Here is a 12902-nt window from a genome sequence, read left to right on the forward strand (position 1 = left end):
CGCGCCTGACACGGCCGGAGTGCGGATTTAACCGACTCCTGGTGTGCTGTCACTGCCTGTCGCCGGGTATCGGCGCGGAGTGAAGACCAGCGAGCCGGCCGGGCGGGGCACGGTACGCGTCTGTGACGACCCGACCAGGAGCAGACACCGCATGTCAACCGTTTGAGGGTCGAGTTCCGCCAGCGTTGTCACAGTGATCGCCTCTTCCGGACCGCCGACATCGCGTCCGACCACCACCGGCGTCTCGGGGGACCGGTGGTCGAGCAGGAGGTCCCGCGTCGCCGCCACCTGCCACGTACGGGTCTTGGAGGCGGGGTTGTAGATCGCGATCGCCAGGTCGGCCTGTGCTGCCGCGCTCAGGCGCTGGGCGATCACGTCCCACGGCTTGAGCCGGTCCGACAGCGACAACACGCAGTAGTCGTGCCCCAGTGGCGCACCGACCCGGCTGGCGACCGCCTGCGCGGCGGTCATGCCGGGCAGCACCCGGACGGCGATGTCGGCGTACTCCGGCTCCGCCGCCACCTCGGTGACCGCGCTGGCCATCGCGAACACGCCCGGGTCGCCGGACGAGACCACGACGACCGTGGAGCCCTTGCGGGCCAGGTCGAGCGCGAACGCGGCCCGCTCGGACTCGACGCGGTTGTCCGAGCCGTGCTTGCGCTGCCGGGCCCGGTCCGGCAGGCGGTCGACGTACGTCGTGTAGCCGATCACGTCGTCCGCGCCCGCGATCGCGGCGCGGGCCTCGGGCGTCATCCAGTCCGGACCGGCCGGTCCGAGACCGACCACCGTGACGGAGCCTTCGGCAGCCGTCTTGGTCTCCGGGGGAGTGAACGTGTTGTTGATCGGGCTCGGGAGCAGGGCGAGGGAGAAGTACGGCACCTCGTCCGGGTCGACCTGGCCGAGCGGCGCGGTGCGCTGCGCGTCGGTGGTCGCGCGTTCGACGTACCAGGCCTCGTCGGCGCGGCCGGCCAGCTCGAACGCCTCCCGCACGTTCGCGAACGTGCGGCCGAGCTTCATCACGGCCGCGGCGTCGGTGGAGCGGAGCCGGTCCGCCAGGACGTCCGGCGGCAGCGTGCCCGGCAGGACGGTGAGGATCTCGTCGCGCTCGCACAGCGGGCGTCCGAGGACCGCGGCCGCGGCGCTGACCGAGGTCACACCGGGGACCACCTCGCACGGATAGCGGTCCGCGAGCCGTTTGTGCATGTGCATGTAGGAGCCGTAGAACAGCGGGTCGCCCTCCGCGAGCACGACCACGTCACGGCCCGCGTCCAGATGCGCGGCGAGCCGGGCGGCGCACTCGGCGTAGAAGTCGTCCATCGCGCCCTGGTAGCCACCCGGGTGGTCGGTCGTCTCGGTGGTGAGCGGGTAGACGAGATGCTCCTCGATCTGCCCCGGCGTCAGGTACGGCGCGGCGACCGCCCGCGCGATGCTCCGCCCGTGCCGTGCGCTGTGGAACGCGATCACGTCGGCGGCCCCGATCAGCCGGGCCGCCTTCACCGTCACCAGCTCGGAGTCGCCGGGCCCCAGCCCGACACCCCACAACCGCCCGCTCATTCGGCCTCACTCGCGATCGCGTTGACGGCCGCCGCGGTGATCGCGCTGCCGCCCCGGCGGCCCCGCACCACGAGGTACTCGAGCCCGAGTTCGTTCGCCGCCAGTGCCTCCTTGGACTCGGCCGCGCCGATGAAGCCGACCGGGATGCCCAGCACCGCCGCCGGCCGCGGACCCCCGGCCGCGATCACCTCCAGCAGCCGGAAGAGTGTGGTCGGTGCGTTGCCGACAGCAACAACCGCGCCGTCGAGCCGGTCCAGCCACAGGTCGACCGCGGCCGCGCTGCGCGTCGTACCGAGCTGCTGGGCGAGGTCCGCGGTCCGCGGGTCCTGCAGCGTGCAGATCACCTCGTTGTCCGCCGGGAGCCGGCGCCGGGTGATGCCGGCCGCGACCATCTGCGCGTCGCACAGGACCGGCGCTCCGCTCTGCAGCGCGGCCCGGGCGTTCTTCACGACGTTCGGCGACCAGGCGATATCCGCGACCAGGTCGGTCATCCCGCACGCGTGAATCATCCGTACGGCGACCTGCGCCACGTCGGCCGGCAGCCCGTCGAGCGCCGCCTCGGCGCGGATCGTCGCGAACGACCGCCGGTAGATCTCCGCGCCGTCCCGCTCGTACTCGTAACTCACACCCGTTTCCCGTCCACCAGATATCCGTCACCGACAGCAAGAACATCCACAAACACACCGCTCGGCTTCCCGCACCGCCGCTCGCAGCCCGACCAGTGCACCCGCCGGTCGTCCCTGCGCATCCCCGGGACCAGCCGGCCGGCGTCCGCGCGGACATCGGCCAGAGCCTTCGCGCACCCGGGCTTCCCTGTGCAGGCCGTGACACCTTCCCAGACCGAGTCCGGTGAGGTGATCAGGCCGACGTCCTCCAACCCTGCAGCGCCGACCGGCACAACGACAGACCGCCACGGCGTGATGCGGACCTCATCGCCCGACTCGGCCAGCGCAGCAGACTGCTCCTGCGTCAGGCTGCCGAGGGGCACGGTCACAACAAATGCGGCACCGTTCCGACCCGCTGTGACCCGCGTCGTCTCTGTCGGCAGGGCCTCGTCCGCCCGCAGCCCTAGCCGCTCGAGCACGCGCTCCGCACCACCGGCGACCTCGGCGATCCGCCATTCCTGGTCACGTACGTCGAGGAAGGCCTCGGCCGCAGCCAGCATCAGCTCCGGCACCTCACTCCACCCCACACGCGCACCACGAGGCCCGAGGCTCAGCAACGCCGTCCGCTCGTCCACTGCCCGTACCGCAACATCTGCGTGCAGCTCGGCCAGATCGCCGCGCCCGTCGTCCAGGGCGAACAAGAAGCGTCCCGGCAGGTCAGCCAGCGCAGGGCGGTCACACAGTGCCCGGTCCAGGGCAGCCGCCACGGGGAGGACGTCGTACCTCGACTGCTGGTCCAGACCGGACAGCGGTGAGGCCAGGATGTTCCGCACGCGCTCATGCGCGATCGACGGCAGCAGTCCGGCGGCGTACAGCCGGTCCGACAGTTGCCGCGGCCCGTCGGCTCGCAGTCCGCGGATCTGTAGGTTGCCCCGCGACGTCAGCTCCAGCCGGCCGTCACCCAGCTCGGCCGCAGCAAGACGCAGTACGTCGACCTGCTCGGCCGTCAGGCGCCCGCCGGGAATTCGTACGCGTGCGAGACCGCCGTCAGCCGCCTGGTGCACTGCCAGCACACCAGGGCACCGATCGCCTTCAGTCCTCGCCACAGCGGTGATGCTACGTGCCCGAAACCTCGTGTGTTCTGGCCCACAGCAGGAACCCGACCGCCGCAAGCGCACACACGCCTCCGGCCGTCATCGCGACCGGGACCGACCACGCGTCCACCACCAGCCCGCCGAGGAGCGCGCCGATCGAGAGCACCGCCTGGAACGACGAGGTGAACCACACGGTCGCCGCCTCCCGCGACTCCGGCGCGGCCTGCGCGAACATGCTCATCGAGCAGACGGGCACGCCGCCGTACCCGAGCCCCCACACGACGAGCAGCACGAGCGCTCCCGCGGTGCTGCGCCCGATCACGGGCATCAGGAGTGTGGCTGTGGCGATGAGTGCGGCACAGGTGACGAACGTGCTGCGGCGATGTGCCGTCGGTCCGGCGACGAGGTTGCCCACCAGACCGGCCGCGCCGTAGACGAGCAGGAACAGGCCGATCAGCTCCGGACGCACGACCTCGCGCAGGAACGGTGTGACGTAGGTGTAGGTCGCGAAATGTGCCGTGACGATCAGAGAGGTGACGATCAGAGGGGTCCGGCTCCGGCGGAGGGCCGCGGCGAGCACGGCCGGCTTCGTGACCTGCAGGGGCGGGAGGCGCGGCACCGTGGTGCGCAGTGCGACCAGGGCGAGCACTGCCAGTACGCCGAGCGCAGCGAACGAGGTACGCCAGCCGGCGAGCTCGCCGACGAACGTTCCCGCCGGTACGCCGAGCACCGAGCCGAGCGGGACCGCGGAGAAGATGACAGCGGTGGCCCGCGCCGCCCATCGCTCCGGGACGAGCCGTCCGGCGAGACCGGCGCCGATGGACCAGAAGCCGCCGATGGTCAGGCCGACGAGGAACCTGGCCACCAGTTCGAGCCAGAAGACCGGTGCGGTGGCGGCGACGAGGCCGGAGACGGCGAGCAGGACCATGAGGGCGCAGAGCATCAGACGCCGGTCCAGCCGTGCCGTCGCGAGCGTCACGACCGGCGCGGCAACGGCCGCGACCAGGCCCGGCATCGTCATCAGCAAGCCGGTGCGGCCGGGTGTCAGCGCGAAGTCGGCGCCGATCGGGGTGAGCAGGCCGATCGGGAGGATCTCGGTGGTGACGATCGCGAAGATCCCGAGGGTCAGCGCGCCGACGCCGAACCACTGGATCGCCCGCGGCGACGACCGGGTTGTCAGAACAGTCATGCGTCCCAGGCAACTGGCCGCGGCAGCGGGCCGCTCGCGGTTTCGCGACAGCGCGGTCGGCAGCGAGCACGCCGTCGCATTTCCGCGCTCGATGATCCGGCTCGGGATGATCTCCGGGCGGATGATCCGAGCTAACCTCGAAGGATGGCGCAGCTTCCGGAACGTACCGTCCCCGACCTGACCGGCTACCTCACGCACGCGGGTCACGTCCTGGAGACCCAGTTGTCCGCGGCGCTGGCGGAGATCGGCCTGACGCTGCGGATGCAGTGCGTGCTGCGGCACGCGCTGGAGGCCGAACGCACCCAGATCCAGATCGCCGAGCTGGCGTACCTGGACAAGACCACGATGGTCGTCACCGTCGACGCCCTCGAGAAGGCCGGGTACGCCGAACGCAAGCCGTCCGCGACCGACCGCCGCGCCCGCATCATCGCCGTCACCGAGGCCGGCGCCGCGATCGCCGCCGAGGGGCAGCAGATCGTCGACCGCGTCCACGCCGAGGCTCTCGAGGCCCTGACCGCCGCGCACCGCAAGACCTTCGTCGAGTCCATCACCACCCTGGTCGACGGCCCGCTGGCCACCCCGGTCACCGCTCAGCCCGTCCGGCGCTCCCGGCAACGCACCGCATAGTCATCCCATAAAAGATCGTCTGTTACGGGACTATCTGTTATGGTCTCTCCTGTTGGCATCGAGACGGGAGAGTGCTGTGGCGGTGGAATCTGTGCAGCCGGCCGGGCGGGTGCGGGGACGGACCCAGGCCCTGGTCGTGCTGTGTGTGATGCAGTTGATGATCATCCTCGACGGGACCGTGGTGACCGTGGCGCTGCCCACGATCCAGGGCGATCTGGGGTTCTCGCAGGCCGGGCTGGCCTGGGTGATGAACGCGTACCTGATCGCGTTCGCCGGTCTGCTCCTGCTGGCCGGGCGGATCGGGGACCTGATCGGGAGCAAGCAGGTGTTCGTCGCGGGGCTCGCGTTGTTCACCGCGGCCTCGCTGCTGTGCGGCGTGGCGGGGAACGCGGAGATCCTGATCGCCGGACGCTTCCTCCAGGGTGTCGGCGGCGCACTGGCGTCGGCGGTGATCCTCGGCATGATCGTGAGCCTTTATCCGGCTCCCGGTGAGCAGGCGCGGGCGATGGGCGTCTACAGCTTCACGGCAGCCAGTGGCGCGTCGATCGGGCTCATCTTCGGTGGTGTGATCACCCAGACCGTCGGCTGGCACTGGGCGTTCCTGATCAACGTCCCGATCGGCGTGGTCTCGCTGGTGTTCGCCGTACGGCTGCTGGCTCATCGGCCCGGTCTGGGCCTCGCCGACGGTGCGGACATCGTCGGCGCCGTACTGGTGACCTCCGGACTGTCACTCGCGGTCTACACGATCGTCCAGACGGCGGAGCCGCACGCGACTCTCAGCCGTACGCTCCTGCAGGCAGGTGCCGCGTTGCTCCTGCTGGCCGCGTTCGTCGTGCGGCAGGCACGCATCAAGCACCCGTTGCTTGCCCTGCGCATCTTCCGTCGCCGCCAGCTCAGCGTGGCGAACGGTGTGGTCGTCCTGCTCTTCGCGGCCGGTTTCGGCTTCCAGTTCACGACCGCGCTGTACGTGCAGCGCGTCCTTGGCTACGACTCGCTGACCACCGGCCTCGCCTTCCTGCCGGCGCCGATCATGAACGCGCTGATGTCGCTGTCCCTGGCGCCCCGCCTCACCGTCCGCTTCGGTCCGCGCAAGATGCTGGTCGCCGGACTGGTCGTCTTCCTGCTGGCGCTGCTCTGGATCAGCCGGGCTCCGGTCGACGGCTCGTACGTCGTCGATGTCGGCCCGGTGCTGGCCGTGATGGGCGCCGGCATCGGTGTGGCGATCCCGGCGGCGATCATGCTGGCCATGTCCGGCGCGGACGCCACCGACGCCGGACTGGCCTCAGGCCTCAACAACACGGCTCAGCAGGCCGGTGCCGCCGTCGGCACCGCCGTACTGGCCACGCTGGCCGCTTCCACGACCTCCAACCGCCTCAGCGACGGCGCCGGCAACCTGCTGGCACTGCGCGACGGCTACGGTGCCGCCTGGCTCGCGGCAGCCGGTTTCGTCCTGGCAGCGGCCTTGCTGTCGATCAGCCTGCTCCGCGGCACGGCTAGTCTTGGCGGCCGTGAGTACGCCGAGAGACCCTGACCGGCTGGTCCTGTTCACCGACGCGGTCGTCGCCATCGCCATCACGTTGCTGGTGCTGCCACTGGTCGACCTGGTGCCCGAGGTGCGGGCGGACGGCGGCGACGCGGTCAGCGTGATCAGTGAGCACCGCCAGGAGATCTTCACGTTCCTGCTGAGTTTCGTGGTGATCGCGAACTTCTGGCTGGGGCACCACCGGGTGTTCGAGCATGTCCGCGCGTACACGCCGGCCATGATGCGGCTGAACCTGCTCTGGCTGCTCACGATCGTCGTCCTGCCGTTCCCGACCGAGATCATCGGCGCCTTCGACAGCGACCGGTTCACCGCCGGGCTGTACACCGGCACGATTCTGGCGCTCAGCATCTGCCAGACCGCGCTCACCTGGATGGTCCACGGGCACAGCGAACTGGAGAAGCCGGACAACCCGGTCCGGCAGCGGGAGCTCGTCGGCTCCCTGCTGCTGACCGGGTTGACCCTGGTTGCCTTCCTCCTGGCGTCCCTGGTGCCAGGCGTGAACTTCTACGCGATGCTCCTGCTCCTGCTGTCGCCGATCTTCAGGCGTGCGTGGAAAGCCCGCTCCAGAACCCGCACTGGTGCCCAGCCGTCAGATTGACGCGCCGGATGCCGCCCTGGTCCGTCGGCGCCAGCGACAGCCCGTTGACCGTCCGTACGCCGGTCGGTGACCACTGCGGGCGGTCGGGGCCGTTCGGGTCGCCGGTCCGGGCGAACGCTGTCCAGTAGTCGATCATCCGGGTCGACAGCTTCTGCTGCGTCTCCGACATCGGGAAGTCGTATCCACCGAGCCGGAACAAGTAGGGCAGTTCCATGGCGTGTGCGGCTCCCAGCCCGGGCGCTGCGATCGGCGAGTGCTTGTCAGCGAACTCGTACGCGTACACCGGTACCTTGCGCGCAGCCTGCTGGTCTGTCGCGACCTGTGTGCACGACCAGATCCGGTCCGTCGTCACAGCGCCCCACGCCGCGGCCGGCGACTCGTAGCGGGCCTGCGGGTAGTGCCGCAGGACCTGCGGCGCCTTCTGAGCGCCGACCATGTTCCGCACCAGCGCCGGGTAATCCTTGATGTCCCCGAACGCGGACAGCCAGGCGTTGGCCTCGTCGTGATTGTTGCCGGAGATGATCGGCACCCGGTGGAACAGCCCGGCCCGCATCGCCTTCGCAGGGCTGAGCGGTACGACGGGGCTCCCGCCGTACCCGATCTGCGTGAACTGCAGCAGGTCGTCGACCAGGACGTCGGCCTTCAGACCGCGCAGGCACTCGATCGTGGTGCAGTGCTTGCCGGCGGCCCACTCCTTGCCGTTCGCCTGCGTCCGGCTGACCGGGACCCACGGGGAGTCCGCGCTCTGGCCGGGGTACTGGCTGTTGTCGGCCCAGTCGAACGCACAGGAGCCGCTCTGCATGATTGCCTTCGCGAACAGGCCGGACGCCGTCGGCGAGGTCAGCTGCGCGCACACGCTCATCCCGCCGGCGGACTCGCCCGCCACCGTGACGTTGCGCGGGTCGCCGCCGAACGCGCCGGCATTGCGCTGCACCCAGCGCAGCGCCGCCTGCTGGTCCTGCAGACCGAAGGTGCCGGAGCCTGGCAGGCCCGGGTAGCCGAAGAAGCCGAAGATGCCCAGGCGGTAGTTGACCGTGACGACGACCACGTCGCCGCGGGCGGCGAACTTCGACGCCTCGTAGCTGCTGCCGGCGCCGGAGAAGAAGCCGCCGCCGGGGATCCACACCACGACGGCGCGGGGTTTCGGGGACGACGCGGCGGGGGTCGTCACGTTCAGGTACAGGCAGTCCTCGGCCACCGAACCGTCCGGCGCCTCCGAGTTCGGCTGCTGTGCGCAGACACTGCCCACCTTCGACTCGCGCACCCCGCTCCACGGCTTTGCCGGTTGCGGTGCCTTCCACCGCAACGCGCCTGTCGGCGGCGCGGCGTACGGGATCCCGTCGTACACCAGCGCGTCCCCGACCGACCGCGCGGCCACCCGCCCCGCATCGGTCCGTACGACGTGCTCGGCCGCGTCGCTGACCCCGGCGCCACTCACCAGCGCCCCGGCTGCGGCCAGCCCGGCCGCCGCCACCATCGCCAACATCCTCTTCTTCGTCATACCGGCACCCTCCGCCGGCAGACGCCCCCAGCACTTCGGCCCGACGGCCAAAGCCACTAAGACTTTGGTCTAGCCGTGCCTACCTGTGCCTACCTGTGCCTACCTGTGCCTACCTGTGCCTACCTGTGCCTAGCTGTGACGCCGGAGCAGGTAGGTGTCCATGATCCAGCCCTTGCGGTCCCGCGCCTCGGCGCGGACCTTCTCGATCTCGGGGGCGACCTCGCGCAGCGGACCCGAGATCAGGAGCTCGTCCGGGGTGCCGAGGTAGGCGCCCCAGTAGATGTCGGCGTCCTGGTCGACGTGCTCGGTGAACGCGGTCTGCGCGTCGAGCATCACCACGACGTCGTCGACCCCGTCCGGCCACTCCTTCGCGAGGCGGCGGCCGGTGGTGATCTGGATCGGCCGGCCGACCTGGTTCAGCCCGACCCGGTGCCGCGCGGCCAGGGTCGACACGCTGCTGATCCCGGGAATCACCTCGATCGAGAACGCGAGCTCGCCGCGCGCCTGGAGGTCGTCCAGGATCGCCAGCGTACTGTCGTACAGCGAGGGGTCGCCCCACACCAGGAACGCGCCGACCTGGTCCTCGCCCAGCTCGGTCGCGATCAGGTCCGCGCAGACGTCGGCGCGGCGCCGCCGCCAGTCGTCGACGGCCTCGACGTACGCCGGGGTGGTGCGGTCGCGCTCCGGGTCCCGGCCGACGACGACGCGGTAGTCCTTGCTCGTCGCGTACCGGCGCAGGATCTCCGACCGCAGGTCGACCAGCTCCTGCTTGACCTCGCCCTTGTCGAGCACGAAGAACACGTCGACCCGGTTCAGCGCCGACACGGCCTGCATCGTCACCTGCTCCGGATCGCCCGCACCGACCCCGATCACCACAATCTCGCGCATGCCCGCAGCGTAGAGGAGGCCGCCCTCAGCGGGAGAACTGCCAGCGGATCTCATCGTTGTCAGGAAGGACCACGACCGTGCCGGACCCAGCCCGCCACCCGTTGGGCAGCAGGAACGCCCGCCCGCCGGAAACAACCAGCAGACGCAGCCCGGTGGTGCGGTAGTGCACGGTCCTACCGCCCTCGACGATCGGTTCCTCGACGACTCCGGGCGCCTCGAGTCCGAGTGGTGTGCTGCTGAACACAGTGGCTCGCGGGAGGTACCGAACGTTGTCCTGCAGTTGACGCGCGTACCCACGGCCGACCGCGGTCGCATAGTCCGACACCGCCCAGAACAGCGCGGCCGTGACGACAGCGCCGATGAGCAGCAGCCGGAACGCCCGGTACCAGACGGGCAGCGCCCCGCGTTGAGCCGCTGCGGACTTGTCGCTCGCGGCCGTCCGCAGCCGGGCGCCGTACGCCGCGACAACGGTGCCTGCAGCAACGATCAGGGGAGCGGCCAGGTCGACCGCGTCCCCGGCCACCGAGGCTGCGACGACCGCGGCCGCCACCGCGCCGAGGCCCGCCAGCAGGGCGATCCGCCCCGCCTTCCGCAGTGCCGGACGAGCCTCGGGACGGCGGAGTGCCGCGTCGATCCGGAGGTGTACGGCGAGACAAGCGAGCGTGAGGCCGGCAAGGACGAGGAGCGGCAGGTACAGGGTGCTGATGCTGTTCATCACGTAGTCGCGCGTCGTGTAGCCGAACAGGCTGACGTCGAGCCCCATCGCCCGGGCCTGCGTATCCGAGCGCGCCCAGCCGAAGTAGATCATCAGCGCGGTGGCGATCGTCAGCGGCGGCCCCAAGGTGGTGAGCACCGAAACCACAGCCCGCAAGGCCGACTGGCCACCCGTCGCCTCGTCACTCGCCGGTTCGGCGGCGCGGCGTTCTGTGGTCGGCGGCTCGCTGGTCCGACCGTTGGGCTGCGGTTCGCTGGTGGATGGCGGTACGGGCGGCCGGCCGGTCGGGGTGGTCATTCGTCTGGGGTGGGGGCCGCGTCAGGTGACGACGATTCGGACGGGTTCTCGGTCGGTGGGGTCTCCTCTGTGGGCTGCTCGGTCGGTTCGTCGGTGGGTTCGGTGGTTTGTTCGCCGTTCTCCTGGTTCGCGGCGTGGCCGCACTCGGTCTCGCCCGAGCCCGTCGTCACCCGCTGGAAGCGCACCCTCGGTACTGCGCCGGGATGGGCACGGCGCCAGGCCAGGCCGCGCTCCATCAGATCCTTGACCAGGGGCGTCAGGCAGTCGTGGTTGAGGGCACCGGTCTCGGCGTTCTGGTTGGCCTGGACCACGGCCCACTGCTTCGACTGTCCTTTGACCGCGGCCTGGCAGAGCGCGACCATCGCCTTCCCGAAGTCACCGCCCTGGTCGGCCGTCAGGTTCGCGACCTCGCCCGCCAGGTCCGCGCACTTGCCGTCGGCAAGATAGTTGTACGCCGACCAGGTCGGCGTCGGCGACTGCGGATCCTTCGGCCCGAACGGCACCCAGGACAACGACCCACCACCGTTGTCGCCACCGTTGTCCCCGCCGTTGTCCCCGCCGTCGTCACCACCGTTGCTGTCTCCACCGGTGCCGGCAGTCGGACCGGAGCCCGACGTGCCCGAATCGCCCGCCGTACTGTCCGACCCGCAACCGGCCGGCAGCAGCGCAACGACCAGCAGCAGGCCGAGTGCAATGCGTCGACGCGGCATGGCAACCCCCACAGCCCGAGGAAACTCGCCCCTCAAACCTCAGAGTGCGCGCAACGTGGCGCAGGGTCAACGCCCTGTCGGCCCCAGCGCAGCCTTTGTCAGACCGTCAGCAGCACCGCAGCGGCAATGACGGAACCCACGATCGCGCCGCCGTAGCAGAACGTCACGATCGGTACGGCGTACGGCCGGAGCTGCAGCCCCTCGTACAGCGTGTACCGGAAGCGATGCGCCCAATGGAACAACGCCAGCACGCACAGCCCGAACAGGACGAGTCGCGTGATCGGGTTCCGGAGAACCGCGAGCAGGTGCGCGTGCGACGGTGACCACAGCTCGAGCGGGATCGCGATACCGAACAGGAACAGCAGGATCGGCACCATCAGCGCGGCCGCCATGCCGCCGGAGCTGAACAGCATCCACAGGAACGGTTCTGGCGTCGGCCGGCGGTTCATCGGAGCACTACCCACGCGACAACGGCCGACAGCACCAGCCAGGCCAGGTAGTGTGCGACAACGATCTGCTGAGGCGGGAGCCGCTTTCCGCGCACCTTGATCACCATGGCTCGCGGCGCCAGTGCGAACCAGGTCACTGCATGCAGCAGCACGAACAACAGCGCGATCAAGTTGAGCGCGACCGCCCACCACTGCCCGCTCCAGTCCAGGAACCGTTGGTACGACGCAGCGCCGTCGCTGATCGCTTTGACGAGCAGCAGCAGGTACACCACGAACCAAGCGACGAACACGCTACTGAGCTCCCGCAGTACGAACAGCAGGTATGAACGGCGCTCCAGCCACCAGAGCAACTGGACCGGGCGCTGGTAGGCGGTCATCCCTTGCTCCGATGACTCAGCGACCGAGGCATGAGCAGCTCTTTGATCGACTGAGTCGCCGCAGTCAGCTTGTAGCGCTGAATGGCGCCAGCAGGGTCCACGCCCTTCGGGCAGGCCGCACTGCACTCACCGACGAAGGTGCACGACCAGATGCCCTCCGGCGACGTCAGCACGGCGCGACGCTCGTCTGCACCATCGTCACGCGAGTCCAGGTTGTAGCGCTGCGCCAGTGCGATCGCAGCCGGGCCGATGAAGTCCTGGTCCAACGCGTAGACCGGGCAGGCCGAGTAGCACAGCATGCAGTTGATACACATGCTGAACTGCTTGTACTCGTCCAGCTCCTCCGGCGTCTGCAGGTACTCGCCCTGCTCGACCGGGCTCTGCACGTCTCGGACGATCCAGGGCTTCACGGTCGGCAGCTTGGTCATGAAGTCGTCGATGTCGACGACCAGGTCGCGGAGCACCGGGAAGTTGCGCAACGGCTCGACCCGGACCGGACCCGGCGCATAGTCGGTGAGGAACGTGGCGCAACTCAGCTGCGGTTCGCCGTTCACCGTCATACCGCAGCTGCCGCAGATGCCCATCCGGCACGACCACCGGAACGACAGCGTGCCGTCGACCTGGTCCTTGATGTAGGTGAGGCCGTCCAGGATCGCCCAGTGCTCCCGCAGCGGGACCTGGTACGACTGCAGCACCGGCTCGGTGTCGACGCCCGGCCGGTAGCGCGCGACCTCCAGAGTGATCTCGTCCGCCAT

Annotated in this window: 14 protein-coding genes; 3 read left to right on the forward strand and 11 right to left on the reverse strand. The window is 69.9% G+C overall.

The genetic code is table 11. The features are described 5' to 3' along the window. Positions 1-27: 27 nt before the first annotated feature. The 4 genes from ABZW60_RS38590 to ABZW60_RS38605 are packed head-to-tail and all read right to left on the reverse strand — an operon-like array spanning position 28 to position 4442. Positions 28-1554 (reverse strand): precorrin-2 C(20)-methyltransferase, encoded by a 1527-nt coding sequence (locus ABZW60_RS38590; RefSeq protein ID WP_355485580.1) that lies wholly within the window; start codon positions 1552-1554, stop codon positions 28-30. Further along, entirely contained in the window at positions 1551-2180 is a 630-nt protein-coding gene (locus ABZW60_RS38595; protein ID WP_355485582.1) for a precorrin-8X methylmutase, read from the reverse strand. Before ABZW60_RS38595 ends, ABZW60_RS38590 begins: the two co-directional genes overlap by 4 nt. After that, a complete protein-coding gene (locus ABZW60_RS38600; protein WP_355485584.1) occupies positions 2177-3265 on the reverse strand; it encodes a precorrin-3B synthase in 1089 nt (362 codons plus the stop codon). Before ABZW60_RS38600 ends, ABZW60_RS38595 begins: the two co-directional genes overlap by 4 nt. A gap of 10 nt (positions 3266-3275) precedes the next feature. Continuing rightward, on the reverse strand, positions 3276-4442 hold the full coding sequence (locus ABZW60_RS38605; protein ID WP_355485585.1) for an MFS transporter: 1167 nt from the start codon (positions 4440-4442) through the stop codon (positions 3276-3278). A gap of 144 nt (positions 4443-4586) precedes the next feature. Here ABZW60_RS38605 and ABZW60_RS38610 point away from each other — a divergent pair, with 144 nt between their 5' ends. The 3 genes from ABZW60_RS38610 (at position 4587) to ABZW60_RS38620 (ending at position 7210) form a co-directional block, all read left to right on the forward strand. Next, the gene (locus ABZW60_RS38610) at positions 4587-5069 is read left to right on the forward strand and encodes a MarR family transcriptional regulator (protein WP_355485587.1); all 483 of its coding nucleotides are present in this window, start codon (positions 4587-4589) and stop codon (positions 5067-5069) included. A gap of 76 nt (positions 5070-5145) precedes the next feature. After that, positions 5146-6600 carry an MFS transporter gene (locus ABZW60_RS38615; protein ID WP_355485589.1) on the forward strand — a complete coding sequence of 485 codons (1455 nt, stop codon included), beginning with the start codon at positions 5146-5148 and terminating at the stop codon, positions 6598-6600. Further along, entirely contained in the window at positions 6578-7210 is a 633-nt protein-coding gene (locus ABZW60_RS38620) for a TMEM175 family protein (protein WP_355485591.1), read from the forward strand. The genes ABZW60_RS38615 and ABZW60_RS38620 overlap by 23 nt, the downstream gene beginning before the upstream one ends. On the opposite strand, the gene ABZW60_RS38625 is transcribed toward ABZW60_RS38620, so the two are convergent. From ABZW60_RS38625 to ABZW60_RS38655, 7 genes are all read right to left on the reverse strand, one after another. Beyond that, complete coding sequence (locus ABZW60_RS38625) at positions 7152-8711, reverse strand: carboxylesterase family protein (RefSeq protein ID WP_355485593.1); 1560 nt, start codon at positions 8709-8711, stop codon at positions 7152-7154. The genes ABZW60_RS38620 and ABZW60_RS38625 overlap by 59 nt on opposite strands. Before the next feature lie 129 nt (positions 8712-8840). Then, on the reverse strand, positions 8841-9599 hold the full coding sequence (gene cobF / locus ABZW60_RS38630; RefSeq protein ID WP_355485595.1) for a precorrin-6A synthase (deacetylating): 759 nt from the start codon (positions 9597-9599) through the stop codon (positions 8841-8843). A 25-nt stretch (positions 9600-9624) separates the two neighbouring features. Continuing rightward, positions 9625-10611, reverse strand: a complete 987-nt coding sequence (locus tag ABZW60_RS38635) for a hypothetical protein (protein ID WP_355485596.1) — start codon at positions 10609-10611, stop codon at positions 9625-9627. Next, positions 10608-11321 (reverse strand): hypothetical protein, encoded by a 714-nt coding sequence (locus ABZW60_RS38640; protein ID WP_355485598.1) that lies wholly within the window; start codon positions 11319-11321, stop codon positions 10608-10610. The genes ABZW60_RS38635 and ABZW60_RS38640 overlap by 4 nt, the downstream gene beginning before the upstream one ends. Positions 11322-11419: 98 nt before the next feature. Next, positions 11420-11770, reverse strand: a complete 351-nt coding sequence (frdD, locus tag ABZW60_RS38645) for a fumarate reductase subunit FrdD (protein ID WP_355485600.1) — start codon at positions 11768-11770, stop codon at positions 11420-11422. Then, a complete protein-coding gene (locus ABZW60_RS38650) occupies positions 11767-12147 on the reverse strand; it encodes a fumarate reductase subunit C (protein WP_355485602.1) in 381 nt (126 codons plus the stop codon). Before ABZW60_RS38650 ends, frdD begins: the two co-directional genes overlap by 4 nt. Further along, entirely contained in the window at positions 12144-12902 is a 759-nt protein-coding gene (locus ABZW60_RS38655) for a succinate dehydrogenase/fumarate reductase iron-sulfur subunit (protein WP_355485604.1), read from the reverse strand. Before ABZW60_RS38655 ends, ABZW60_RS38650 begins: the two co-directional genes overlap by 4 nt.

The organism is Kribbella sp. NPDC003557 (assembly GCF_040610805.1).
In the GTDB taxonomy this organism is placed as follows: Bacteria; Actinomycetota; Actinomycetes; order Propionibacteriales; family Kribbellaceae; genus Kribbella.